Below are 24919 nucleotides of genomic sequence, written 5' to 3'. Positions count from 1 at the left end.
GAACAGGTGTCGGGCCGGCACAGCGGCCTGTTCGGGGCTACGGTGAAAGGGTGCAGGACGAGCCCATCGACCCGTTCGCCGGTGACCCAGGCGACCCGAGCGCCGATCTCGACGCGACCGACGACGCCGCCGGCGAGCCGTTGACCGACGCCGAGCGGCAGGACGTGTTGGAAGATCTCGCCGACCTCGAGATCTATCAGGCGTTGCTGACCCCCATCGGGATCCGGGGCCTCGTCATCGAGTGCGAGGACTGCCACGAGCCGCACTACTTCGACTGGGACCTGCTGCGCGCCAACCTGCGCCACCTGCTGACGTCAGGCCGGCCCCGCGTGCACGAGCCCGCGTACGACCCTGACCCCGACCACTACGTCACCTGGGAGTACGCGCGCGGATACGCCGACGGCGTACACGACGCGCTGGCCGACGCCACCGACGACGGCGACCGGTAGCTCCACCTCGGCCAGGGCGGTCCCGCCCCCGCCTCGCGCCGTTTAACGTCGTTGATCACGGGGTACCGACCCCCCATGTCAGGACCGGTCAGTTCACCAGGCCCGCGCGGAACGCGGAGGCGACCGCGTGTGCCCGATCACGGGCACCGAGCTTGCGGAACAGCCGCCGAGCATGGGTCTTGACCGTGTCCTCGGAAACGAACAGATCGCGGCCGATCTCCGCGTTGCTCTTACCGTCCGCCATTCCCCGCAGCACCTGCAGCTCACGCTCGGTCAGCTCGACCCGCCGCCGGGGCGGCTCGGTCAGGACGTCCGCGCGCGGGGACGGCAACGCCGTCGCGGTGGCCCGTAGCGGCACCGTCGGCCAGTTCGGCCCGGCGCCGGCCATGCTCCGGCCCGGTACGGGACTGCAGCCCGGCCCACCGTTCGGCCCGGCGGGCCGGCTTCCGACCACGGCACCGTTGACCGCGGCCGGCCGCTGGCTGACGGCCGGCTGCGTCAGCAGCAGCAGGACCGCCTTCGTGACCAGCGTCACCGCGTCGGTGTGGTCGGCCCGGATCACGCCGCGGGCGCCGGCCGCGATGGCCGCGGCCGCGTTGCGTGGCTCCTCGATGCCGAAGAACACGATCGTGGCCCCCGGCGACGCCGCCAGCGCCCGCCGCGTGAAGTCGGCACTGTCCGGGCGAGCCACCGCCGTATCGGCCAGCACCAGCTCAGCGGGCTCCGTGGCGAGCTGCGACACGGCGTCGGACGCGGTCAGCGCGGTACGCACTGCCGAGCCGACCCCGAGCCGAGACGCCGACGCCGCGATCGCCTGGGCGGCAAGCGGTGTCTTCACACAGACCAGGACCGTACGCAACGCATCTCCCCTCTCCTCTGAGGGGACTACAGAACCAGACAAAACACTTCAGCTGTTCTCGGAACGGCCCCTCGCCCGTACAACGCGATCAGAGAGCAGAACGCAACGGGTGGTTTGCAACCAGCGTTTTTGGCAAGTCATCTCAACCGCACGTACGGAAGGAGGGTGCGCATGACGAACGTCGCTCGGCTGCCCGGTCCCATCGCCGACATATGGGATTGGCAGCGGTTGGGACTGTGCCGGGGCCGGGACAGCGCCCAGTTCTTCCACCCCGACGGTGAGAGGGGTGCGTCCCGGGGGCGCCGGGAGGCCGCCGCGAAGCAGCTGTGCCGCAGCTGCCCGGTACGCGCCGAGTGTGCTGCGCACGCTCTGGCGACCCGCGAGCCGTACGGCGTTTGGGGTGGCTTCACCGAGGCGGAACGGCTCCGGCTGCTCGCCACGGGGTGGGAGGACGCGGCCGATCGGCAACAATCCCGGGTCGACGTCGGTCGGCTCGAGGCCCGCCTGGGGCTTCGGCCACCGCCGCCGCGCTCGGTCACGCCGGTCCCACCGCCGGCCCGGCGATCGACCAACAGCCGCGGTCACGGGTCGGCGCGTGAGCAGGTCCCGGGGCGGGGACAGCCGCCGGGACGTGGTCAGACGCCGGGACATGACCAGGTGCCGGGGCGTTCCCCGGTGCCGCGGCAAGGGCGCGTACCGGTCGCACGCCAGCCCGCACAGACACCACCCGCGCAGCGCCCGGCCGCTGCGTCCGCCCCGCCCGAGCGCGCCGGTCAGGTCCTCGCCCCGCGCGGGGTACTGCCCGGCGGGCCGCCGGGGCTCGCACCCCGATCCGCCGTAGCGCGGTGAACCCGTCAGCGCCCGACTCCCGGGGTCGCAACGCTGTTTCAGCGCCGCAACACCGAACGGCCGGCTCGCCCGTCAGAAGGCGAGCCGGCCGTTCGGCGTGGTGAAGCGTGAGCCGCGGACCGGTCAGAATCCGGGGCCGTGCTGGTGGCCGTGGCCGTGCCCGTGGCCGCCGGCGGCAGCCGGCTCGGGCGCCTGCGGCTTTTCCACGATGAGGCTCTCGGTCGTGAGCAGCAGGCCCGCGATCGAGGCGGCGTTGGCGACCGCGCTGCGGGTGACCTTGACCGGGTCGACGATGCCGGCCTTGACCAGGTCGACGTACTCACCGGTGGCGGCGTTGAAGCCGGTGCCCCAGGCCGCTTCCCGGACCCGCTCGACCACGACGTACCCGTCGTACCCGGCGTTCTGGGCGATCCACCGCAGGGGCTCGACCAGCGCGCGGCGCACGATCTGGACGCCGACCGCCTCGTCGCCGGTACGGCCCAGGTCGCCGTCGAGCGCGCTCAGGATCTGGACCAGCGCGGCGCCACCACCGGGGACGATGCCCTCCTCGACGGCCGCCCGGGTCGCCGAGATGGCGTCCTCGATGCGGTGCTTGCGCTCCTTCATCTCGACCTCGGTGGCCGCGCCGACCTTGATGACGGCGACGCCGCCGGCGAGCTTCGCGAGGCGCTCGTTGAGCTTCTCCTTGTCCCAGTCGGAGTCGCTCGCCTCGATCTCCTTGCGGAGCTGCTCGACCCGGGCGTTGATGTCGGCCTCGCTGCCGGCGCCGTCGACGATCGTCGTGTTGTTGTTGGTCACGACGACACGGCGGGCGCGGCCGAGCTGCTCGACCCCGACGGCGTCGAGCTTGGAGCCGAGCTCCGGCGCGACCAGCTCACCGCCGGTGAGGATCGCGATGTCCTGGAGGATGGCCTTGCGGCGGTCGCCGAACGCCGGCGCCTTGACCGCGACCACCTTCAGGGTCTTACGGATGGAGTTGACCACCAGCGTCGACAGGGCCTGGCCCTCGACGTCCTCAGCGATGATCAGCAGCGGCTTGCTGGTCTGGAGGACCTTCTCCAGCAGCGGCAGCAGCTCCTCGATCGCGCTGATCTTCTGGGTGGTGACGAGGATGTACGGGTCCTCGAGGACCGCCTCGCCGGCCTCCGGGTCGGTCTGGAAGTACGGCGAGATGTAGCCCTTGTCGAACTGCATACCCTCGGTGACCTCGAGCTCGGTTGCGAGCGTCGAGCCCTCTTCCACCGTGATGACCCCGGTGCGGCCGACCTTCTCCATGGCCTCGGCGATCAGGTCGCCGATCGCCGGGTCCTGCGCGGAGACCGTGGCGACCTGGGCGATCTCGTCACGGCTGGCGACCTCGGCGGCCTTGCCGCGCAGCGCCTCGGCGATGGCGGCGGTCGCCGCGTCGACGCCCCGCTTGAGACCGGTGGGGTTGGCACCGGAGGCGACCGTACGCAGACCCTCACGGACCATCGCCTGGGCGAGCACGGTCGCCGTGGTGGTGCCGTCACCGGCCACGTCGTTGGTCTTGGAGGCGACCTCCTTGACCAGCTGCGCGCCGAGGTTCTGGTACGGGTTGGCGAGCTCGATCTCCTTGGCGATCGTCACGCCGTCGTTGGTGATGGTGGGTGAGCCGAACTTCTGCTCGAGGACGACGTTGCGCCCCCGCGGGCCGAGCGTGACCTTGACGGTGTCGGCCAGCGCGTTGACGCCGTGCTCCAACAGGTGCCGGGCGTCGTCCGAGAAGCTCAGGATCTTGGCCATGTGGAGTTCCCTTCACGAAGAGCACCGCCCCGAAGCCGATGCGAAGTGCGTACCGGCTGCGGGGCGGCGTCCACGGGTGTCAGTTGGTCACTTCTCGATGACCGCGAGGACGTCCCGGGCGGACAGCACCAGGTACTCCTCGCCGCCGTACTTGACCTCGGTGCCTCCGTACTTGGAGTAGATCACCGTGTCGCCGACCTTCACGTCGATCGGAATCCGGTTGCCCTTGTCGTCGACGCGACCGGGACCCACAGCGAGGACGGTGCCCTCCTGCGGCTTCTCCTTCGCGGTGTCGGGGATGACGATGCCGGACGCCGTCGTGGTCTCGGCTTCGTTCGCCTGGACCAGGATGCGGTCCTCGAGCGGCTTGATCGCAACCTTTGTCGCGGTAGTCACGGGCATACCCTCCTGGGGTATTGAGTTCGTGTCTCTCATGCCGCCTGGCGCTTCCGTCGTCGCGGGTGCCGGAAACTCCGGGCTAGGCACCTGTGTCTGGCACCCTCACGCTGAGAGTGCTAACCGGAGGTTATTCCCCGGGCTAGCACTCCGTCAAGGAGAGTGCCAACGAGGCCGCGCGTTCCCCCAGAGTCCCCCGATTTCTGTTACTTAACCGTTACTGTGCGTACCGGCGGGCAATGTATTTCCCTGCGGTGCAAGAACCCCGGACCCGGGGTAGAGCAGAGCTTCCGCCGCGCCCACGGGCGCGCAATCGTCAAAAGAGGAGCCGTACACATCCTGCCAAGGAGGCGATCTGAATGCGGGCAACCGTTGGCGATCGGCTGCACGTCCACGGACGTACCGTCGGCGACAGCGACCGGTTCGGCGAGATCATCGAAGTGCGCGGCCAGAACGGCGCCCCGCCGTACCTGGTGCGCTTCCCGGACGGGCACGAGAGCCTCATCTACCCCGGTCCGGACTGCGTGGTCGAAACCCGCGTCAACGAGAACGCGTGAACCATGCTCCACTGTGACACCGGGCTACCCGATGACCTCGGGTAGCCCGGTGTCCGTACGCCCGCGGCGGGCGTACGCCCTCCGGCGAGAATGGCGGGGTGGACCTCGACCGGCTGGCCGCCCTGCTGACCCCGGAAGGCGCGGAAGCGCTCACCGCCGCCGCCGACGTCGCGACCGACGACCCGCTCAGCGCGGCGTCGGCGCTGCGCGCGCGATCGATCCCGCCTGAACTGGCCGCCTCCGCCCTGACCCAGGCCGTGCTACGGCGCAAGGCCGAGGCGAAGTTCGGCGCCGACGCCCGGGCCATGTTCTTCACCCGCGCCGGGCTGGAGCAGGCGACCCGCGCCGAGGTGGCCACCCGCCGCGCCGCCCGGCTGGCCGCGTCCGGTGCGCGCACCGTCGCCGACCTCGGCTGCGGCGTCGGCGCCGACGCGATCGCGTTCGCCCGGGCCGGCCTGCGCGTACGGGCCGTCGACGCGGATCCGGTCACCGCCGCCGTCGCCGCGGCGAACGTGACCGCGCTGGGCCTGGCCGATCGGGTCAGCGTGGCCGCGGCCGACGCCCGGGACGTGGCGCTCGACGACGTCGACGCGGTGTTCTGCGACCCGGCCCGGCGTACCGCCGCCGGCCGGCGGGTGTTCGACCCGAACGCGTACTCCCCGCCCTGGGACTTCGTCGTCGGGCTCGCCGGGCGGGTACCCCGTACCGTGCTCAAGCTCGCCCCCGGCATCGACCACGACCTCGTGCCGCCCGGCGCCGAAGCGGAGTGGGTCTCGGTACGTGGCGAGGTCGTGGAGGCCGCGTTCTGGTGTGGACCACTGGCCGCCGTGCCCCGCCGGGCGACCCTGCTGCGCGACGGGGAAGCGCACGAGCTGACCGGCAGCGGCCAGGAGAGCGCACCGGTCGGGCCGGTGCGGCGGTACGTGTACGACCCGGACGGCGCCGTCGTGCGGGCCCATCTGGTCGCCGAGTTCGCCGCCACGGTCGGCGGCACGCTCGCCGACCCGACGATCGCCTACGTGTACGCCGACGCCGCGACGGCCACGCCGTACGCGCGCTGTCTGGAGATCATCGACACCCTGCCGTTCTCGGTGAAACGGCTACGCTCGGCGTTGCACGCCCGTGGCGTGGGCCGGATCACCATCACCAAGCGCGGCTCCGCGGTGGATGTGGAGCGGCTGCGCCGCGACCTCCGGCTGACCGGGGACGCCGAGCTGACCGTGGTGCTCACGCGCGTCGCTGGAGCGCAGACCGCCCTGCTGTGCGTTCCGGCGTGATCGGCGAGGCCCCGGGGGCCGGCAGGTGGGCGCCGTGGTGCCGGTGCCGCATGCGACCGTGGACCTCACGCCAGGCGCTGCAGCCCGCCATCCGCAGGGCGTGCACCCGCCACGAGCCGGAGCCCGATCTCGGTGCGGCGTTCGGACCGGTCCGCCCGGCCACGCGTCCCTGGGGGGTCGGCCCCGCCGGCGCGGCCGGTCCCGCGCTCCCCGACGTGGCCGGTCCTGCGCTCCCCGGCGCGGCCGGTCCTGCGCCCGCCACCGGCCGGCCGCAGCGCGCCTCGGTGCGGTGCACCGTCGCCGTCGCCCACGCGCGCGCTCCCAGCGCGACCACCGCCCCCACGACGAGAAGGCAGGAGAGCGCGACCACGTAGAGTCGGCGGCTCCCCTTCATCGCGTCATACCTTTCGTCATCGGGCTACATCACCAGGAGATCACACGGCCGCAACCCCGGCCCGAAGGCCACGTCTGAAGCGGTAGCGTACGCGTCGTGGCAGGGCAGGGCACCCCGGCAACCGTGTTGCTCAACAGGCAGAAGGTCGTGCACCGCGTGCACGAATATCAACACGATCCGCGTACGGAGTCGTACGGTGCGGAGGCGGCGGCAGCGCTGGGGGTCGATCCGGCCCGCTGTTACAAGACGCTCGTGGCGACCGTCGACGGCGCGCTGACCGTGGCCGTCGTGCCGGTGTCGGGTTCGCTGGACCTCAAGGCGCTCGCCGGCGCGGCGGGCGGCAAGCGCGCCGCCATGGCCGATCCCGGCCAGGCCGAGCGCACGACGGGGTACGTGCGCGGCGGGATCAGCCCGCTCGGCCAGCGCAAGCGCCTACCCACCGTCGTGGACGCCTCCGCGCTGACGCACGACACGGTGTACGTGTCCGCCGGCCGGCGCGGGCTGGAGATCGAGCTGGACCCGGCCGACCTGGTACGGCTGACCGCCGCGGCGGTGGCTCCGATCGCTGCTTCCTAGCGATCTTGGACACTTGTGCGACCCATGGGTGGCACAAGTGTCCAAGATCTAGGAGGGGACGGCGGCGGAGCCGTGCCACGACCGCCACAGCGCCGCGTACGCGCCGTCCGCCTCGATCAGCTCGCGGTGGCTGCCCAGCTCGGTGATGCGCCCGTCCTCGACGACGGCCACCCGGTCGGCGTCGTGCGCCGAGAACAGCCGGTGTGCGATCGCGATGACGGTGCGGCCCTCCAGGACGGCGGCGAGCGACCGCTCCAGGTGCCGGGCCGCCCGCGGATCCAGCAGCGACGTCGCCTCGTCCAGGACGAGGGTGTGCGGGTCGGCGAGGACGAGCCGGGCCAGCGCGAGCTGCTGCGCCTGAGCCGGCGACAGCGTCGCCCCGCCCGCGCCGACCTCGGTGTCCAGGCCGATGGCGAGCGCCCAGTCGAGCGCGTCGACGGCGGCGAGCGCCCCGCGTACGTCTTCGTCGGCGGCCCCCGGCCTGGCCAGCGCCACGTTCTCGCGCAGCGTACCGATGAAGACGTGGTGCTCCTGGGTGACCAGCGCGACGTGCCCGCGCAGCTCGTCGAGCGGCAGCGCCGCCAGCGGCGCGCCACCGACGGTCACCTCGCCGGTCCGGGGCGCGTGCACGCCGGCCAGCAGCCGGCCCAGGGTGGACTTGCCGGCCCCCGACGGACCTACCATCGCCAGCCGCTCGCCCGGTTCGATCCGCAGGTCGATGCCGTGCAGCACGTCTCGCGAGTCCACATAGGAGAACCGCACGTCCCGCGCCTCGATCCGCTCACTATCCGGGATGGCCGGAAGCGCCAGCCGGTCTGCGACCTGTCCGGCCCACGCGGCTACGCTCTGCGGCCCGGACAGGTCGTCGCGAACGTTGGCGACCCCGAGCAGGCGGGCCAGGGACGCGCCGCCCTGCTGTAGCTGGTCGAGCCAGTTGAGCAGCCGGTCCAGCGGGTCGATGAGCTGCTGCACGTACAGGACCGCCGCGGTGACCGCGCCGAGCGTCACCCACCCGGACAGGTAGAACCAGCCGCCGATGAGCAGCGTCGCCACGACCGGCACGACGTACGAGATCTCGCAGAAGGGGAACCAGACGGTCCGCAGCCTCAGCGTGTACCGCTCGGCGGCGTACGAGACGCCGATCTCGTGGTCGATGCGCTCGTGCCGGCGCCGGGCCAGCCGCAGGGCCTCCACCGTACGGGCGCCCTCGACCGTCTCGGCCAGCGCGTCGGTCATGCCGGCGTACGCGGCGTTCTCCCGCAGGTACCCGGCCGGCGCGCGGCGCAGGTACCAGCGGGTGCTGAACACGAGCAGCGGGACGGCCAGCAGGGACGGCAGCGCGAGCAGCGGACCGACCAGGAGCAGCCCGCCGATGGTGAAGCAGGCCGTGACGGCCGCGATGATCGTCTCCGGTACCGCCTGCCGGACCGTGACGGACAGCCCGCTGACGTCGCGGGTGACCCGGTTGACGAGATCGCCGGCGCCGGCGCGCTCCACGGTGGACAGCGGGATCGCCAGCAGCCGCTCGACGAACTCCTCGCGCAGCTCGGCCAGGACCTGTTCACCCAGGCGCGCCGCCGCGTACGTCGCGAACCGGACCAGCACCGACTGTACGACCACGAAGGCGGCGATCGCGCCCGCCAGCCGGTCCACGGTCAGCCGCGTCGTGCCGTGCTGTACCGACTCCACCAGCTGGCCGAGCAGCCGGGGCGCCGCCAGCCCGCTCACGGCGGCCAGGGCGTGCAGCCCGAGCACGGCCGCGAGCCCGCGGGGGTGGCGCCGGATCAGCTGACGGGCGTACGCGCGTACCTGTGCGCCGTCGGCGACGGGCAGGATCACTCAGCTCTCCCCTCGGGTGACCGTCGCCGCGTAGCGCGGCTGCGTGCGCCGCAGTTCGGCGTGCGTCCCCTCGGCGACGACCCGGCCGTCGGCGACGAAGACGACCCGGTCGGCCCGGTCGAGTAGTAGCGGGCTCGTGGTGCACGCGAGGGTGGTACGGCCGGCCCGGGCGGTCACCAGCCGGTCGCCGATGCGGGCCTCGGTGTGGGCGTCGACCGCGCTGGTCGGCTCGACGAACACCAGGACCGGCGGGTCGGCCAGCAGCGCCCGGGCCAGGCGCAGCCGCTGCTGCTGGCCGCCGGAGAACTCCCGGCCGCCCTGGGTGAGCTCGGTGTCCAGGCCGTCGGGCAGCGCCTCGACGATGTCGTGCGCGGCCGCGGTGTGCAGCGCCGCCTCGAGGTCCGCGGGGTCCACGGCGGCGCCGGTGGCCAGCTCGTCGCACAGCCGGCCGCGGAAGAGCCGGGCGTCGTTGTCGGCGACCAGGATCCGCTCCCGCACGGCCGCGACGGCCAGGTCGCGCAGCGGCACGCCGTCGAGCCGGGCGGCGGACGCGGGATCGTAGCGGCCGAGCCGGTCGGCGATGGCCAGCGCGTCGGCCGGGTCGGCGGCGGCGAGGGCGGTGAACTCCCCCGACCGGACGACCAGTCCGGAGACCGGCTCGACGAGGTCGCCGGTCGCGGCGGGCGGCGTGGCCGGCGTGGGTGGGTCGGCGACCTCGGGCCGCAGCGCGAGCACCCGTACGACGCGCCGGGCGGCGACGTGCGCCCGGGTCAGCTTCTGGGCCGCCTCGACCAGGGTGCGGATCGGAAAGCTCAGGAACACCGCGTACCCGTAGAAGGTGACCAGGTCGCCGGGTGTGATCTCGCCGGCCAGCGCGAACCGGGCGCCGATCCAGGTGACCAGCGCCACGAAGACGCCGGGCAGCAGCACCTGCGCGGCTTCGAGGAACGATTCGACCCGCGCCACGCGTACCCCGGCGGCGCGAAGCTCCTGCGACTGTGCGCGGTAGCGCGCCGCGAAGGCGGCCTCCCCGCCGACGCCGCGCAGGACCCGCAGGCCCGCCACGATGTCGGCGGCCCGGCCGGTGAGCGCTCCGGTCAGCTCCCGGTACGCGTGCTGGCGCCGGTGGATCGGGCGTAGCAGCAGTCCCACGGTGGCCATGAGCAGCGGCACGCCGACGAGGACGACCAGACCCAGCCGCGGCGAGGCGGACAGCAGGATGACCGTGACGACGACGACCGCGACGACCGCGCCGGAGCCCCGGGCGAGGACGTCCAGGCCGTGGCCGAGGTGGCTGATGTCGGCGGTGCCGATGCTGACGACCTCGCCGGCCGCGACCCGCTTGGGTAGGGTCGCGCCGAGGCGGGTGGCCTGCCTGGTGGTCACCTGCACCGTCCGGTACGCGGCGCTGAGCCAGTTGGTGACGGCGAACCGGTGCCGCAGCATGCCGGCGACCGTCTGGACCACGCCGAGCCCGAGCAGGACGACCGACCAGCGGGCCAGCCCGTGCCGGTCGTGGGCGGCGAGAGCGTCGACGGCGCGACCGATGGTCGCGGGGGCCAGCGCCGGCGCGGCCATCCAGATGATCCCGAACGCGATGCCGCCGGCGAGCGTGGCCGCCTGGGTACGGGCGAGCCACAGCAGGTACCGGGTCGCCGAGCGGTGGTCCGGCGTGCCCGGGTCGCTGACAGGTAACGCCTTCATAGTGTGACCGACCTTACGGCCACCCCGCGCGGACGCGCCTGTCGTTTTCCAGCGTTCGATGCGGTTGCCACTAATCAGTGAGCGCTGCTCTCTCGCCATGGTGAGCACCGCTCGCACCCGTACGGACCGGAAAGAACCGTCACACTCCTTGTTTACGGAGCGTCACCACCATCTTCGGTGGCAGTCACCTGGCGTTAACCCGGGAGCCCTACGTTTCACCTGCCAACAGGGCTCACCAAGGAGAACCGGAATGTCCCAGGTAGTTTCCGCGATCGCGGTGGAGGTCCTCAGCGCCCTGCTGATCTCTCTCATCGCCGCCGCCGTCAAGCGGCTCACCGGGCAGACCCGGACCGCCTGACGAACCTGCCGCCGGCGCCCCCTCAGCGGTCGACCGGCGAGAAATCCCAGGAGTGGGGCGCTCGTGCGACGAGATGCTCGGGCGGCTCGGGCAGCGACTCGGGCTCGCCCCGCCACTTGGAGATCACCACGATCCGGTGATCGGTGGAGGAGAACACCTCGCTGCTGACGTGCATCGGGCTGACCTCCACGCGGGGCAGCGCGGTGTCGCACACCCACGCCAGCAGGTCGCCGAAGCGCTCCGGCTGAGCGCGTACCTCCCACATACGTGCGATCACGACAGACCCCTTAGACCGTCACCACCGTCAACGGCATCGCCGAATCGGCCGGCAGATCCAGCGCGCTCGGGCGGGCGTCCGCGGCGACCAGGTGTGACCCGAGCGCCGCGACCATCGCGCCGTTGTCGGTGCACAGCTTCGGCCTCGGCACCCGAACGGTGATCCCGTACTTCGCGGCGCGCTCCTCGGCCACGGCCCGCAGCCGCGAGTTGGCCGCGACCCCGCCACCGATCACGAGCGTCTCCACCCCGTGCGTACGGCAGGCGTCGACCGCCTTCGCCGCCAGCACGTCACAGACCGCCTCCTGGAAGCTCGCGGCCACGTCGGCCACGGGTACCGGCTCACCGGCGCGCTGCCGGGCCTCCACCCACCGGGCGACGGCGGTCTTCAACCCGGAGAACGAGAAGTCGAACCGGTGGCGCTCCAGATCCCGGGGGCCGGTGAGGCCACGAGGGAAGCTGATGGCGGCCGGGTCACCCGCCCGCGCCTCCCGGTCGATCGGCGGCCCGCCCGGAAACGGCAGGCCGAGCAGGCGGGCGACCTTGTCGAACGCCTCCCCGGCCGCGTCGTCGATGGTCGAGCCGAGCGGCTCGACCTCGCCGGCCAGATCGTCGACCCGCAGCAGGCTGGAGTGGCCACCGGAGACCAGCAGCGCGATCGCCGGCTCCGGAAGCGGGCCGTGTTCGAGCGTGTCGACGGCGACGTGCGCGGCGAGATGGTTGACGCCGTAGAGCGGCTTGTCCGCGGCGAGCGCGTACGCCTTGGCCGCCGCCACACCGACCAGCAGCGCGCCGGCCAGACCGGGCCCGGCGGTGACCGCGATCGCGTCGACGTCGGCCAGGGTCACCCCGGCCGTGTCGAGGGCCCGCTGCACGGTGGGCACCATCGCCTCGAGGTGGGCGCGGCTCGCGACCTCGGGTACGACCCCGCCGAAACGGGCGTGCTCGTCCACGCTCGACGCCACCGCGTCCGCGAGCAGGGTGTGGCCACGCACGATGCCCACGCCCGTCTCGTCACACGAGGTCTCGATGCCGAGTACCAGCGGTTCGGTTTTCACTGCGACTCCTCGCGCAACATCACCAGTGCGTCGGTGTTACTCGGTTGGTAGTAGCCACGGCGCAGGCCGACGGGCTCGAACCCGTAGCCGGCGTACAGCTTCTGCGCCGGGGCGTTGTCGACGGCGACCTCGAGCAGCGTCCGGCGTACCCCGCGCGTCTTCGCCTCGGCGAGCAGCGCCTCCAGCAGGGCGCGTCCGAGGCCATGACGCTGGGCGTCACGGCGGACCGCGATGTTCTGCACCCAGCCCTCGTCAGGCGGGTTGACCGCGAGCCCCGCGTATCCGACGACCGTGTCGTCCGACGTCGCGACGAGGTAGTGGTGTCCCGCGGCCAGCTCGTTCCAGAACATCGCCGCCGTCCACCGCTCCTCACCGAACAGGTCGGCCTCGATCGGCAGCAGCTCGTCGATGTGCCACCACCGCAGCCGCTCGATCTTCACTGCAGGACGGACTTCCGCTGCTGCCCGGGCAGCGTCGCGTCCGGCCGCCGCAGGTACAGCGGGGTGAGCGGCTCGCTCGGCGCCCGCCCGCGCACGCGCTCGGCGGCGAGCGCGGCCAATGCCGCCGGCTCCGGGTAGCGCGGGCCGGCGGCCGGCAGCCCCAGCGGGTACTTCTCCGCCCCCTCGCCCGCGGCCCGCTGCGCGCCCGCTGCGGTGGCCCGGGCGGCGACCTCGTCGGGGCGGTCCACCGACGGCCCGGCGATGCGCTCACCGTCGGCGTAGAGCGCCCAGTACAGCTCCTTGCGTCGGGCGTCGGTGGCGGCGAGGACCGTGCCCGGCTGTCCCCAGCCGAGCGCGTCGAGCGAGCACACACCGTAGGTCGGGATGTCCAGGCTCTGACCGAACGCCGCGGCCGTGACCAGACCGACCCGCAGGCCGGTGAACGGCCCCGGTCCGAGCCCGGCGACGATCGCGGCGAGCTCACCGGGTTTGACACCCGCAGCGGCCAGGACGCTCTGGATCCCCGGTGCGAGCAGCTCGCCGTGGGCGCGCGCGTCGACGCTCACCTGCTGCGCGACGATCTCGACCCCGTCGGGGCGCAGCGCGGCCACCGCCGCCGTCACCGCGGGGGTCGCGGAGTCAACCACCACTACCAGCACGCAGCCACCCTAGTCCGCACCGCCGAGTTACCGGGAAACCGCCTCGGGCAGCCCGGCCAGCCGGCTGTCCCAGTCCCCGCCGTGACCCACCAGGTCGACGGTGCGGGAATCGTCGTCCCGGCGGTCGATGCGAACCTCCAGGTACGCGTCGACCATCTGCTCGACCAGCCCCTCGCCCCACTCGACGACCGTGACCGACTCGTCGACCGTGGCGTCGAGGTCGAGGTCGTCGACCTCGGCGCGCGGATCGGGCACGGCGCCCAGCCGGTACGCGTCGACGTGCACGAGCGGCACCCGTCCGCCGCGGGCCGGGTCGGGCCGGTGGACCCGGGCGATGACGAAGGTCGGCGACGTCACCTCGCCCCGGACCCCGAGGCCGGCGCCGATCCCCTGCGCCAGCGCGGTCTTGCCGGCGCCCAGCGGGCCGATCAGCAGCACCAGATCACCGGCGCGCAGCACCCGCGCGAGCCGCTCGCCGAAGGCCCGCGTGTCGTCGACCGTGGCCAGCACCGCTGTCATCGCCGCTCTCCCGTCCCTCGACTCACGAAATCCTCTGCAGGAACGACCCGATCGCCGCGTTGACCTCGTCGGCGTGCTCGAGCAGCGCCACGTGCCCGCCGTTTTCGACGACGACCATCTCCGCGTCCGGCAGCGCCTCGCAGATCTCCTGTGAGTGCGCCAGTGGCGTGAGCACATCGACGTCGCCGCAGACGACGAGCACCGGCACCGTCCGCAGCGCCGCCAGCGCGAGCAGTCGGGCGTGCGTGTAGAGCGTACGCAGGTAGCGCGCGATCACCTCGGCCGAGGTCGCCGAGTTCATCTGCTCCACGTACGAGACCAGGGCCGGGCTGGGACGCTCGGTGCCGAACCCGTACCGCCGGGTCAACAGCCAGGCGAGGTCGGTCGCCGCCCGGCGGGCCCGGTCCACCATCGCCACAGTGATCTTGCCGGCGTTACGGACGAGCGGCATGAGCGGGTGCCGGAACCGGGCGACCACCTCCGGCAGGCCGAAGGTCACCTGGTCGAGGTTGCCGGCCGAGGTGGAGATCAGGACGACGCCCGCGACGCGGTCGACGAACAGCTGCGGGTTCTGCTCGGCGAGCGCCATGATCGTCATGCCGCCCATGGAGTGGCCCACGAGGACGATCCGGCCGGTCGGCGCTGTGGCGTCGATCACCGACGCGAGCCCCTTGCCGAGAGCGTCGAGCGTGTACTCCCCCGCGGGCAGCCGCCCGGACCGGCCGTGGCCCGGCTGGTCGTAGAAGACCATCCGGTACCTGCCCTGGAAGGCACGCCGCTGGAAGTGGAACGTCCCCATGTCCAGGCAGAAGCCGTGCACGAAGATGACCGTCAGGTCGTCCGGACCGGTCTCGGACTTCAGGACCTCGACGTGCAGGTCGACGCCGTCCGCTGTGGTGACGGTCAGCTCGTCGTCGTGAGGCAGCTGGCCGAAGGGCTCGTCCGCGAAGGGGTCGTCCTGGCGCTGGGAGCGCCGGACCAGCATCCGCTCGGCGGTGATGCCGGCCGCGACGCCCGCAGCTGCCACGCCCAGGATCGCTCCGAAAATCCCGGCGCGCCGGGCCCTTGTCGTGCTAACCAACCGTGCTCCGCTCTCCGTCGTACCGTCGCGGCACCCGCGCGCTGCCGAACCGCGTCACGATCTCGTAGTTGATGGTGCCGCACACGCGCGCCCAGTCGTCGGCGGTCGGTTCGCCGTCGTCGCCGGGCCCGAACAGTACCGCCAGGTCACCGGCGGCCACCGGGGTGTCGCCGCAGTCGAGAACGATCTGGTCCATGCAGACCCGGCCCGCGATCCGGTGCACCCGGCCACCGATGGCGACCGGCCCCGCGCCGCTGGCCGCGCGGGGCACGCCGTCGGCGTAACCGAGCGGGACGACCGCGAGCGTCGTCTCCTTCGGCGTGACGTAGGTGTGGCCGTAGGAAACGCCCTGGCCGGCGGGGACGCGCTTGGCGATCAGCACCCGGGCCCGGGCGGTCATGGCCGGGCGCAGGCCGAAGTCGCGCGACGGGATCGGGGACAGCCCGTACATCGCGATGCCGGTGCGGACCAGGTCGAAGTGCGCGTCCGGGCGGGTGAGGGCGGCCGCCGAGTTGGCGATGTGCCGCACCTTGGGGTTGATTCCAAAGCGCCCTGCGACGGCAAGGGCGACCGCGAACTGTTCGAGTTGGGCGTCGATCGAGGGATGGCCGGGCTCGTCGGCGCAGGCGAAGTGGCTCCACACCCCGACGGCCTCGATCAACCCGTCCGCCTGCGCCTTGGCCGCCGCCTCGACCAGCGGCGGCCAGTCGGCGGCCAGGGCCCCGCCGCGGTTGAGCCCGGTATCGATCTTGAGGTGCACCCGGGCCGGCCGGCCGACCCGGTGGGCGGCGGCGACCACCTCGGCCAGGCCGGCCAGTGACGCGACAGACAGGTCGACGTCGGCCTCGACGCCCTCGTGCAGCGGCAGGCCGGGGGTGAGCAGCCAGGCGAGGACCGGCGCGCTGATCCCGGCGGCCCGCAGTTCGAGGGCCTCGGCCAGGGTGCACGCGCCCAGCCAGGTCGCGCCGGCCTCCAGGGCGGCGCGGGCGACCGGCACCATGCCGTGCCCGTATCCGTCGCCCTTGACCACGGCCATCACACCGGCGGCTGTTCTGCCTCGGAGCAGCGTCACGTTCTGTCGTATCGCGTCGAGATCAACGCGTACCTCCGCCGGCCACATGCCGACCAGAGTAACGACCGCCCCGGACAAACCCCGCCGGACGGAGCACCGATCGGCGACCACCGCCGTCCGCACCGGCGGCATTTATCCCATTTCGCACCACCCGAGCAGATCTGTGCACCAAGCTCCGAGTGACGGCCACGGTGCCCGGCCCGACCTAGCATGGCACCTGTAACGCACGCGTCACCCTGGCTCGCACGTCAGGAGGGGACGATGCTCAGAGGCTTCAAGAACTTCATCATGCGTCGCGACGTCATCGTCGTCGCCGTCGGCCTGGTCGTTGCGCTGGCGTTCAGCACACTGATCAGCGCCTTCACCAACTTCATCATCAATCCGCTGATCGCCCGCGCGCAGGGCGGCACCGCGATCGGACTGGGTGTACAGCTGGGTCGGCCCGGGAACGCCAAGACGTTCCTCGACATCGGCTCGTTCATCTCGGCGGTCATCTACTTCTTGATCTTCATGGCGGTCGTGTACTTCCTGATCGTCGTGCCGTACAAGCACGTCCAGGCCCGCCGCGGGATCACGGTCTTCGGCGATCCGGCGCCGACCAAGACCTGCCCGGCGTGCCTGTCCGACGATCTCAAGCCGGCCGCCACCAAGTGCAAGTACTGCGGCAGCGACCAGCCGGTCACCTCCGTCAGGTAGCCGAACGGACGCCCCAGATGCCCGCCCGCGCGAGCACCGGCCGCAGCGCGGCGATGACGTCCGCCGCGGTCACCGGCCCCGACTCCGCGGCGTAGCGCCCCGCCAGGCCGTGCACGTACGCCGCGGCCACCGCCGCCCGCTCCGGGGGCAGCCCACCGGCGAGCAGCGCCCCGAGCAGGCCGGCCAGGACGTCGCCGGTACCGGCGGTGGCCAGCGCCGGCGTACCGGTCGGGTTGACGTAGGCGCGGCCGTCCGGCGTGCCGACGATCGTGCGGTCACCCTTGAGCAGGACAACGGCGCCCGTACGCGCGGCGAGCCCGAGCGTGGCGGCCACCCGGTCGTCACCCGGCTCACCACCGCCGGAAAGCCGCGCGAACTCCCGGTCGTGCGGCGTCAGAACGGTCGGTGCCGGCCGCCCGCGCAACGTGTCCACAACGGAGTCCTCGGCTAGCAGGGTGAGTCCGTCCGCGTCCAGGCACGCCGGCACCGGCGCGGCCAGGACGGCGCGTAGCTCGGCCTTGGCCCGCTCGTCGGTGCCCAGGCCGCAGCCGCACGTCCAGGCCTGCACCCGGCCGGCGTCGGCGACGCGTCCGGTGGGGATGACAGTCGGGTAGTGGTCGCGGACCGACTCCAACGCGGCGCCGGCGTAGCGGACCATGCCGGCCGGCCCTGCGAGGGCCCCGCCGGTCGACAGCAGGGCCGCACCGGGGTAGACCGCCGATCCGGTGGCGATGCCGACGACACCCCGCGTGTACTTGTCGTCACCCGGCCCGGGCCGCGGCCACCAGCCCGCCACGTCGTCGAGCTCGGGCACCTCGACGGCCGGATCGTCACGTAGCCACGGCCCGAGCCCGATGTCGACCAGCTCGACAAGTCCACTGTGTACGGCACCGGCCCCGATCAGCAGGCCGGCCTTGAGCGCGCCGAAGGTCACGGTCACGTCGGCGCGTACCGCCTCGCCCGATACCGCGCCGGTGTCGGGGTCGATGCCCGACGGCAGGTCGACGGCGACGACCGTCGGGCGCGCGCCGTCGGCTCCACGCGTACCGGTCGCCCGCGCCACCAGATCGACGGCGTCCGCGCGCAGGCCACCCCGGCCGCCGATGCCGAGGATCCCGTCGACGACGAGGTCGACCGGGTCCGGCGGGGCGGCGAGGGTCCGCCCGCCCGCCGCGGTGAGCGCCGACAGGCCCGCCGCGTGGGTGCGCTCCGGGTTCAGCAGCACGGCCGCCACCTGTACGCCACGCCGGGCCAGCGCCGCGCCGGCGAACAGCGCGTCGCCGCCGTTGTTGCCCGCCCCCACCAGCAGGAGCACCCGGCGGCCGTACGCACCGCCGTAGCGGTCGGCCAGCAGTTCCGCGCAGCGACGGGCGAGCGCCGTGGCGGCCCGTTGCATCAGCGTGCCGGCCGGCAGGGTCGCCATGTACGCCTCTTCGGCGGCCCGGATGCTCGCCACCCGCCAGGCCGGCCTCATTCCGCGCTTCCCGGCTCGGGTAGCTGCTCCGCCACGACCATGGCCGAGGCGATGCCCCCGTCGTGCGACAGCGACAGGTGCCAGCGGGACACGCCCCGGCTCTTGGCCTCGGCCGCCACCGTGCCCGAGACGGTCAGCCAGGGCCGGCCGTCCGGGTCGGTGACCACCTCGCAGTCGTGCCAGTGCAGCCCGGCCGGCGCGCCCAGCGCCTTGGCGACCGCCTCCTTGGCGGCGAACCGGGCCGCCAGGGACTCCGGTGAGCGGGGGTTGCCCGACGGCGTGGTCAGTTCCGCCTGGGTGAACAGGCGATCCGCGAGCAGCGGCGTACGTGCCAGCGCCTGTGCGAACCGCTCCACGAGTACGACGTCGATGCCGACAGCCACGATCACACGTACACCCTGACATGTACCCCAGATCTTGGACACTTGTGGGGCCTATAGGTCCCACAAGTGTCCAAGATCCGCGATAGGGGGTTATTCGACGGTGACGGACTTCGCGAGGTTGCGGGGCTGGTCCACGTCGTGGCCGCGCGCGGCGGCGATCTCGCACGCGAGGACCTGCAGCGGAACGGTCGTCACCAGCGGGGCGAGCAGCGTCGGGGTCGGCGGCACCAGGATCAGGTGGTCGGCGTACGCGGCCACCGCGTCGTCGCCCTCCTCCGCGATGACCACGGTACGGGCGCCGCGCGCGCGTACCTCCTGGATGTTGGAGACGACCTTGTCCCGCAGGACGCCGCGCCCGCGCGCCGACGGGACCACGCACACCACCGGGGTGCCCTGCTCGATCAGCGCGATCGGGCCGTGCTTGAGCTCGCCGGCCGCGAACCCTTCGGCGTGCATGTACGCCAGCTCCTTGAGCTTGAGCGCGCCCTCGAGAGCGACCGGGTATCCGACGTGCCGGCCGATGAACAGCACCGACCGCGAGCTGGCCAGGTCCCGGGAGAGCTCGCGGACCGGCTCCATCTGCTCCAGCACCTTGTTCACCTTGGACGGCGTGCCGCGCAGCTGCTCGACGACGGCGGCCACCTCGTCGGCGTACATGACGCCGCGCACCTGCGCCAGGTGCAGCCCGACCAGGTAGCAGGCGACGAGCTGGGTGAGGAACGCCTTGGTCGAGGCGACCGCGATCTCGGGACCGCCGTGGGTGTAGAGCACCGCGTCGGACTCACGCGGGATCGTGGAGCCGTTGGTGTTGCAGATGGCCAGTACCCGCGCCTTCTGCTCCTTGGCGTGGCGCAGGGCCATCAGGGTGTCCATCGTCTCGCCCGACTGCGAGATCGCCACGACGAGCGTCGACCGGTCGAGCACCGGGTCGCGGTAGCGGAACTCGCTGGCCAGCTCCACCTCACACGGGATCCGCGTCCAGTGCTCGATGGCGTACTTGGCGACCATGCCGGCGTGGTACGCCGTGCCACAGGCGACGATGAACACCTTGTCGACGTCGCGCAGGTCCTGGTCGGACAGGCGCACCTCGTCGAGGGTGATCTCGCCGGTCTCGGACAGCCGGCCGCGCAGGGTGTCCGCGATCGCCTGCGGCTGCTCGGCGATCTCCTTGAGCATGAAGTAGTCGTAGCCGCCCTTCTCAGCGGCCCGGGAGTCCCAGTCGATGTGGTAGTCGTGGCCCTGTGCGGGGTTGCCGTCGAAATCGGTGATCTCGATGGCATCGGCCGTGATCAGGACGACCTGGTCCTGGCCCAGCTCCACCGCCTCGCGGGTGTGCTCGATGAAGGCGCTGACGTCGCTCGCCAGGTAGTTTTCGCCGCGACCACGGCCCACGACCAGCGGGGAGTTGCGGCGGGCGCCCACGACCGCGCCGGGCGCCTGCACGTCGACGGCGAGCAGCGTGAAGGCGCCGTCGAGCCGCCGGCACACCCGCCGCATCGCCTCGGCCAGGCGCTCTTGCGGCGCCTGCGCGTCACCCAGGGCGGCCAGCTCCTCGGCCAGCAGGTGGGCCGCGCACTCGGAGTCGGTGTCGCTGGTGAACTCGACGCCCCGCGACTCGAGCTCGGCGCGCAGCCGGCCGAAGTTCTCGATGATTCCGTTGTGGATGACGGCGACCCGACCGTCCTGCGAGCGGTGGGGGTGCGCGTTGCGGTCGGTCGGGCCGCCGTGGGTGGCCCAGCGGGTGTGTCCGATGCCGGTGGTGCCGTCGCCGAGGCCGGCTCCGCCGCCGTCGGCCACCGCCTTCTCGAGGTTGGCGAGCTTGCCGGCCCGCTTCTCGGTCAACAGAGCACGGTCGACAATGGCCACTCCGGCCGAGTCGTAGCCGCGGTACTCCAGACGGCGCAGGCCGTCGAGCACGATTCCCAGCGCCGGTCGGTTGCCGACGTAACCCACGATGCCGCACATGGTCAAGAACCCTAGCAGGCTTTTGCGCAAAAGCCATGAGCGAAACACAGACTTTCAATCACACGGTTTGCGCGATAGTGGGTGGCCGGCGACGGCGCGAGGGTCACCCCACCGACGAGCGAACCATCGCACCACCATCGATGACCAGGGTCTGCCCGGTCATCCAGCGGGACTTGTCACCGACCAGGAAGGCGATCACGTCGGCGATGTCGTCGGGCTCGCCGATCCGCCCCAGCGGCAGGTGCTCCTTGAGCTGCTCCTCGTAGTTCTCCCACAGCGCGCGGGCCAGGTGCGTCCGCACGATGCCCGGCGCCACCGCGTTCACCCGCACCTTCGGGGCGAGCTCCTGGGCGAACTGCCGGGTGAGGTGGATGACGGCCGCCTTCGTCGCGTTGTAGTAACCGATCCCCGGCTCGGTCAGCAGGCCACCGACCGACGCCACGTTGACGATCGATCCGCCACGCTCGGCCATGGACGCCTTCCACACCAGCTGCGTCCACAGCACCACGCCGAACTGGTTGAGCCGGACGGTCTTCTCGGCCCGATCCGGGTCGAGGTCGACCAGCGGGCCGAAGTACGGGTTGGTGCCGGCGTTGTTGACCAACACGTCGATCTGCCCGAACCGGGCCATCGCGGCGTCGACACAGGCGGCGGCCTCGTCCGGCTCGGCCGCGTGCGCGGCGTGCGCCAGCACACCGACGTTCGGGTACGCCTCCGTCAGCTCCGCCGCCACCTCGTCGAGCGTCTCCTGCTTACGTGAGGTCAGCACGACGTTGCACCCCTCGGCGGCCAGCTTTTCAGCCGTGGCCTTGCCGATTCCCCGGGATGCTCCGGTCACGATCGCGGTACGGGCGGACTGTTCAGGCATGGCGCCTCCTTCTCCACGTGCGGGTCACGCGGAGACGTTACTACTCGCCAGTAACGTGCGTCTCCCGGCGGTGCTACAGCGCCGGGCTCGCCGCCCGTACGGCGTCCGCGATGCGTTCGGCCGACTCCTGGGCGATCGCTTCCGTCGACGCCTCGACCATCACCCGTACCAGCGGCTCGGTCCCCGACGGGCGAAGGAGCACGCGGCCCGTGCCGCCCAGCTCGGCCTCGACGGCCTTCGCCGCGTCCCGCACGGACGGGGCGTCGGCCGCGGCGGCCCGGTCGCCGACCCGCACGTTGATGAGCACCTGCGGCAGCCGCCGCACCACCGACGCCAGCTGTGACAGCGGCTTGCCCGTCTCCGCGATCCGGCTCATGAGCTGGAGGGCGGTGAGGATGCCGTCGCCCGTGGTCGCGTACGCCGGAAGCACGATGTGCCCGCTCTGCTCGCCGCCCAGGGCGAGTCCGCGGCCGCGCAGCTCCTCCAGCACGTACCGGTCGCCGACCTTCGTCTCGACGAAGTTGATCCCGGCGTCGGCCATCGCCAGCTTCAGCCCGAGATTGCTCATGACGGTCGCCACGAGCGTGTTGTCGGTCAGAGTGCCCGCGTCCCGCATCGCGATGGCGAGAATGCCCATGATCTGGTCACCGTCGACCACGTCGCCCTCGGCGGTGACGGCGAGGCACCGGTCGGCGTCGCCGTCGTGCGCGATGCCCAGGTGCGCGCCGTGCTCGACGACCGCGGCGCGCAGGGCGTCCATGTGGGTCGAGCCGCAGTTGTCGTTGATGTTGAGCCCGTCCGGCTCGGCCGAGATCGCCACGACCTCCGCGCCGGCCTGCTCGTACGCCTCCGGCGCGATCAGGGAGGCGGCGCCGTTGGCGCAGTCGACGACGACGCGCAGCCCGTCGAGGCGGTGCGGGGTTGCCGCGACCAGGTGGCTGACGTAGGCCTCCGGCCCGTCGATCAGGTCGTGCACCCGTCCGATCGCCGCCCCGGTCGGCCGCTGCCAGGACCCGCCGGCGCCGCTGACCAGCGCCTCGATCTGGTCCTCGACCTCGTCGGGGAGCTTGTGGCCCCCGGCGGCGAAGAGCTTGATGCCGTTGTCGGGCATCGGGTTGTGCGACGCGGAGAGCATCACACCGAGGTCGGCCCGGGTCTCCGCGACGAGGTACGCCACGCCGGGCGTAGGCAGCACGTCCACCCGCAGGACGTCAGCGCCCGCGCTGGCCAGCCCGGCCACCACAGCCGCCTCCAGCATCTCACCGCTGGCCCGCGGATCACGCCCGACGATCGCCCGTGGGGGGTGCGTCCGGTCCCGCTCGGCGAGCACGTGCGCGGCCGCCTCCGCGATCGACAGCGCGAGCTGGGGGCTCAGATCCGCGTTGGCGAGACCGCGCACCCCGTCGGTCCCGAAGAGACGACCCATGGAACACCTCCACAAAGAAGCAACGACCGGGCGCTCCCGAAGGGGTGCGCCCGGTCGCTGTCAAATATCCGACCGAAAGAAGGAAGGCGTCAGCGCTTCGAGTACTGCGGCGCCTTGCGGGCCTTCTTCAGACCGTACTTCTTGCGCTCGGTCGCCCGCGCGTCACGGGTGAGGAAGCCAGCCTTCTTCAGGGCGGGACGGTCGTCGCTCTCGAACTCGACCAGGGCGCGCGCGATCGCGAGGCGCAGCGCACCGGCCTGGCCGGTGATGCCGCCACCACGCAGGTTGGCGTGCACGTCGAGGCTCTCGGCCTTCTCCGTCATCACGAGCGGCTCGCGCACCAGCTGCTGGTGCACCTTGCTCGGGAAGTAGTTCTCCAGCGAGCGGCCGTTGAGGGTGAACTGGCCGGTGCCCGGCACCAGGCGCACCCGGACGATGGCCTCCTTGCGGCGGCCCACCGTCTGAATGGGGCGCTCGGCCCGACGGGGCCGGGTGGCGGTGGCGGTAGCGGTAGCGGTAGCGGCCGGCGTGGTGCTCGGCGTCTCGGTGGTCGCCGGCGCGGCGTCGGCCGGCGAGGGGATGGTGGTCTCGCTCACGTCAGTTCCTTCGCCCGCGCTCACTGCGCGATCTGCTTGATCTCGTACGGCACGGGCTGCTGCGCGCCGTGCGGGTGCTCGGGGCCGGCGTACACCTTGAGCTTCCTGATCAGGCGGTTGCCGAGCTTGTTGTGCGGCAGCATGCCCTTGACGGCCAGCTCGATCGCCCGCTCGGGCCGCTTGGTCAGCAGCTCCTCGTAGCCGACGCGCTTCAGACCGCCCGGGTAGCCGGAGTGGCGGTAAGCGACCTTAGTCTGGCGCTTGTTACCGGTCAGCGCGATCTTGCCCGCGTTGATGACGATCACAAAGTCGCCGGTGTCCACGTGCGGCGCGAACGTGGGCTTGTGCTTGCCACGCAGAAGTGTCGCGGCGTGGGTCGCGAGCCGGCCCAGCACGACGTCAGAAGCGTCGATGACGTGCCACTGACGCTCAATTTCACCCGGCTTCGGGCTGTACGTACGCACAGGTCTACCTTCGTCTCGTCGTTTGCGGGGTGTCGGCCCGGCCAACGCCGGGAGCGCCTCGCCGGTGCGGGCGCACACCTGGCAAGCGTACCCGATTGAAGGGACGCCTCAGCCATAGCACAACAGCCGACCACGATACCCGCAGTCACCGCTGTGGGTCAAAGTGGGGCCGGCCACCCCGCTCCCCCGCCGATCACTGCCGCTGGAGCACCCAGGTACCGCCGGACTGCCCCGGCGGCGGGCCCAGCTTGAGCGTGCTGCCGCTGCACTCGTACGTACCCTCGCGCAGGATCGGCTGCAGGTCGACGCTGCCACCGGTCTGGCCGTTGCCGGCGCTCGCGAAGTCACCGATCTTGACATGGTCGAACGGACGCGCCCGCACCGGGCTGGTCATGTCGACGGTCACGGTCAGCGTCCTCCAGTCGGCCGTGCCGACCGGCTTCCACACGCCGGTGGACGTCGCGCTCTCCGGCACCTGAACCGCCCCGTCGACCTTCCCCCCGTACACGAACTGGCCGCTGACCTTGGCGGTGCCCACCGTCGAGTCGAACGTGACCGGCTGCATCCCGTCGAAGCCGATGTCGGCCGAGCCGCTCGGAGCGATCGTCACGGTGACCCCGCTGCCCCCACTCACCGTTCCGTGCGCGCCACCCGCGTCGATCGTCGAGGTGAACTCGGTCGACTTCCAGGTACCGACCACGCACCGGTTGGCGACGCCGGCGGCCGAGGCCCCGGCCGACGGGCTCCCCTGCGGGCCCGTCGACGCGCCACCCGACGCGCCGGCGGAGCCGGAGACGCCCGGCTCGGCCGTGAGCGACCCGTTCGAGGCACAGCCGGCCAGCCCCAGGGCGAGCCCGGCCGCGACGAAGGCGGTTCTGGCGATCCGCATCATTACACCTCCGTGTGTGACATACACGAGG

General features: G+C 72.3%; 26 protein-coding genes and 1 pseudogene. 7 read left to right on the top strand and 20 right to left on the bottom strand.

Going from position 1 to position 24919, the window contains the following annotated elements; translation table 11 throughout:
* Positions 1 to 50 precede the first annotated feature (50 nt).
* Positions 51 to 449 (top strand): DUF5319 family protein, encoded by a 399-nt coding sequence (locus HC031_RS10800; RefSeq protein WP_167925084.1) that lies wholly within the window; start codon positions 51 to 53, stop codon positions 447 to 449.
* A gap of 88 nt (positions 450 to 537) precedes the next feature.
* Here HC031_RS10800 and HC031_RS10795 read toward each other — a convergent pair whose 3' ends face one another.
* A complete protein-coding gene (locus HC031_RS10795) occupies positions 538 to 1308 on the bottom strand; it encodes a helix-turn-helix transcriptional regulator (protein WP_167925083.1) in 771 nt (256 codons plus the stop codon).
* 171 nt (positions 1309 to 1479) lie between these two features.
* Here HC031_RS10795 and HC031_RS10790 point away from each other — a divergent pair.
* Positions 1480 to 1851, top strand: a pseudogene (locus HC031_RS10790) (WhiB family transcriptional regulator); the annotation flags it as partial.
* A gap of 429 nt (positions 1852 to 2280) precedes the next feature.
* Here the strand turns inward: HC031_RS10790 and groL are convergent.
* The gene (groL, locus tag HC031_RS10785) at positions 2281 to 3921 is read right to left on the bottom strand and encodes a chaperonin GroEL (RefSeq protein ID WP_167925082.1); all 1641 of its coding nucleotides are present in this window, start codon (positions 3919 to 3921) and stop codon (positions 2281 to 2283) included.
* 87 nt (positions 3922 to 4008) lie between these two features.
* Positions 4009 to 4323: a co-chaperone GroES gene (gene groES / locus HC031_RS10780; RefSeq protein ID WP_167925081.1), complete on the bottom strand. Its 315-nt coding sequence runs from the start codon at positions 4321 to 4323 to the stop codon at positions 4009 to 4011.
* A gap of 353 nt (positions 4324 to 4676) precedes the next feature.
* On the opposite strand from groES, the gene HC031_RS10775 reads away from it, so the two are divergent.
* From HC031_RS10775 to ybaK, 4 genes are all read left to right on the top strand, one after another.
* Entirely contained in the window at positions 4677 to 4874 is a 198-nt protein-coding gene (locus HC031_RS10775) for a DUF1918 domain-containing protein (protein ID WP_167925080.1), read from the top strand.
* Between the two features lie 98 nt (positions 4875 to 4972).
* A complete protein-coding gene (locus HC031_RS10770; RefSeq protein ID WP_167925079.1) occupies positions 4973 to 6151 on the top strand; it encodes a THUMP-like domain-containing protein in 1179 nt (392 codons plus the stop codon).
* A 50-nt stretch (positions 6152 to 6201) separates the two neighbouring features.
* A complete protein-coding gene (locus HC031_RS10765; RefSeq protein ID WP_167925078.1) occupies positions 6202 to 6525 on the top strand; it encodes a hypothetical protein in 324 nt (107 codons plus the stop codon).
* Between the two features lie 116 nt (positions 6526 to 6641).
* Entirely contained in the window at positions 6642 to 7121 is a 480-nt protein-coding gene (gene ybaK / locus HC031_RS10760; protein WP_167925077.1) for a Cys-tRNA(Pro) deacylase, read from the top strand.
* Between the two features lie 48 nt (positions 7122 to 7169).
* On the opposite strand, the gene HC031_RS10755 is transcribed toward ybaK, so the two are convergent.
* The 9 genes from HC031_RS10755 to alr form a co-directional block, all read right to left on the bottom strand.
* On the bottom strand, positions 7170 to 8960 hold the full coding sequence (locus tag HC031_RS10755; RefSeq protein ID WP_167925076.1) for an ABC transporter transmembrane domain-containing protein: 1791 nt from the start codon (positions 8958 to 8960) through the stop codon (positions 7170 to 7172).
* On the bottom strand, positions 8961 to 10664 hold the full coding sequence (locus HC031_RS10750; protein ID WP_167925075.1) for an ABC transporter transmembrane domain-containing protein: 1704 nt from the start codon (positions 10662 to 10664) through the stop codon (positions 8961 to 8963).
* Between the two features lie 380 nt (positions 10665 to 11044).
* Positions 11045 to 11299: a hypothetical protein gene (locus HC031_RS10745; RefSeq protein ID WP_167925074.1), complete on the bottom strand. Its 255-nt coding sequence runs from the start codon at positions 11297 to 11299 to the stop codon at positions 11045 to 11047.
* A gap of 10 nt (positions 11300 to 11309) precedes the next feature.
* A complete protein-coding gene (tsaD, locus tag HC031_RS10740) occupies positions 11310 to 12356 on the bottom strand; it encodes a tRNA (adenosine(37)-N6)-threonylcarbamoyltransferase complex transferase subunit TsaD (RefSeq protein ID WP_167925073.1) in 1047 nt (348 codons plus the stop codon).
* Complete coding sequence (gene rimI / locus HC031_RS10735; protein WP_167925072.1) at positions 12353 to 12796, bottom strand: ribosomal protein S18-alanine N-acetyltransferase; 444 nt, start codon at positions 12794 to 12796, stop codon at positions 12353 to 12355. Before rimI ends, tsaD begins: the two co-directional genes overlap by 4 nt.
* Complete coding sequence (gene tsaB, locus HC031_RS10730; protein WP_167925071.1) at positions 12793 to 13455, bottom strand: tRNA (adenosine(37)-N6)-threonylcarbamoyltransferase complex dimerization subunit type 1 TsaB; 663 nt, start codon at positions 13453 to 13455, stop codon at positions 12793 to 12795. Before tsaB ends, rimI begins: the two co-directional genes overlap by 4 nt.
* A gap of 27 nt (positions 13456 to 13482) precedes the next feature.
* The gene (gene tsaE, locus HC031_RS10725; RefSeq protein ID WP_167925070.1) at positions 13483 to 13974 is read right to left on the bottom strand and encodes a tRNA (adenosine(37)-N6)-threonylcarbamoyltransferase complex ATPase subunit type 1 TsaE; all 492 of its coding nucleotides are present in this window, start codon (positions 13972 to 13974) and stop codon (positions 13483 to 13485) included.
* Positions 13975 to 13996: 22 nt separating this feature from the next.
* On the bottom strand, positions 13997 to 15001 hold the full coding sequence (locus HC031_RS10720) for an alpha/beta fold hydrolase (RefSeq protein ID WP_420813625.1): 1005 nt from the start codon (positions 14999 to 15001) through the stop codon (positions 13997 to 13999).
* Positions 15002 to 15047: 46 nt separating this feature from the next.
* Positions 15048 to 16175: an alanine racemase gene (gene alr, locus HC031_RS10715; protein WP_167925069.1), complete on the bottom strand. Its 1128-nt coding sequence runs from the start codon at positions 16173 to 16175 to the stop codon at positions 15048 to 15050.
* A gap of 213 nt (positions 16176 to 16388) precedes the next feature.
* Here alr and HC031_RS10710 point away from each other — a divergent pair, with 213 nt between their 5' ends.
* Positions 16389 to 16823 (top strand): large conductance mechanosensitive channel protein MscL, encoded by a 435-nt coding sequence (locus HC031_RS10710; protein WP_167925068.1) that lies wholly within the window; start codon positions 16389 to 16391, stop codon positions 16821 to 16823.
* Here HC031_RS10710 and HC031_RS10705 read toward each other — a convergent pair.
* The 8 genes from HC031_RS10705 to HC031_RS10670 all read right to left on the bottom strand — a co-directional run bounded on the left by HC031_RS10705 (position 16816) and on the right by HC031_RS10670 (position 24888).
* Positions 16816 to 18297 (bottom strand): NAD(P)H-hydrate dehydratase, encoded by a 1482-nt coding sequence (locus HC031_RS10705; protein ID WP_167925067.1) that lies wholly within the window; start codon positions 18295 to 18297, stop codon positions 16816 to 16818. The genes HC031_RS10710 and HC031_RS10705 overlap by 8 nt on opposite strands.
* Positions 18294 to 18686 carry a holo-ACP synthase gene (locus HC031_RS10700; RefSeq protein ID WP_167925066.1) on the bottom strand — a complete coding sequence of 131 codons (393 nt, stop codon included), beginning with the start codon at positions 18684 to 18686 and terminating at the stop codon, positions 18294 to 18296. Before HC031_RS10700 ends, HC031_RS10705 begins: the two co-directional genes overlap by 4 nt.
* Positions 18687 to 18770: 84 nt before the next feature.
* Positions 18771 to 20645 carry a glutamine--fructose-6-phosphate transaminase (isomerizing) gene (gene glmS / locus HC031_RS10695; RefSeq protein WP_167925065.1) on the bottom strand — a complete coding sequence of 625 codons (1875 nt, stop codon included), beginning with the start codon at positions 20643 to 20645 and terminating at the stop codon, positions 18771 to 18773.
* A gap of 103 nt (positions 20646 to 20748) precedes the next feature.
* Positions 20749 to 21513, bottom strand: coding sequence for an SDR family oxidoreductase (locus HC031_RS10690; RefSeq protein WP_167925064.1), 765 nt, complete (start codon positions 21511 to 21513; stop codon positions 20749 to 20751).
* A 73-nt stretch (positions 21514 to 21586) separates the two neighbouring features.
* Positions 21587 to 22939: a phosphoglucosamine mutase gene (glmM, locus tag HC031_RS10685; protein WP_167925063.1), complete on the bottom strand. Its 1353-nt coding sequence runs from the start codon at positions 22937 to 22939 to the stop codon at positions 21587 to 21589.
* 89 nt (positions 22940 to 23028) lie between these two features.
* Positions 23029 to 23520 carry a 30S ribosomal protein S9 gene (rpsI, locus tag HC031_RS10680; RefSeq protein ID WP_167925171.1) on the bottom strand — a complete coding sequence of 164 codons (492 nt, stop codon included), beginning with the start codon at positions 23518 to 23520 and terminating at the stop codon, positions 23029 to 23031.
* Positions 23521 to 23555: 35 nt separating this feature from the next.
* Positions 23556 to 23999 carry a 50S ribosomal protein L13 gene (gene rplM, locus HC031_RS10675; protein ID WP_167925062.1) on the bottom strand — a complete coding sequence of 148 codons (444 nt, stop codon included), beginning with the start codon at positions 23997 to 23999 and terminating at the stop codon, positions 23556 to 23558.
* 193 nt (positions 24000 to 24192) lie between these two features.
* Positions 24193 to 24888 carry a hypothetical protein gene (locus HC031_RS10670; RefSeq protein WP_167925061.1) on the bottom strand — a complete coding sequence of 232 codons (696 nt, stop codon included), beginning with the start codon at positions 24886 to 24888 and terminating at the stop codon, positions 24193 to 24195.
* Between the last annotated feature and the right edge of the window lie 31 nt (positions 24889 to 24919).

This window comes from Planosporangium thailandense (assembly GCF_011947195.1).
In the GTDB taxonomy this organism is placed as follows: domain Bacteria; phylum Actinomycetota; class Actinomycetes; order Mycobacteriales; family Micromonosporaceae; genus Planosporangium; species Planosporangium thailandense.
This window is presented reverse-complemented; position numbering and strand designations above follow the sequence as displayed.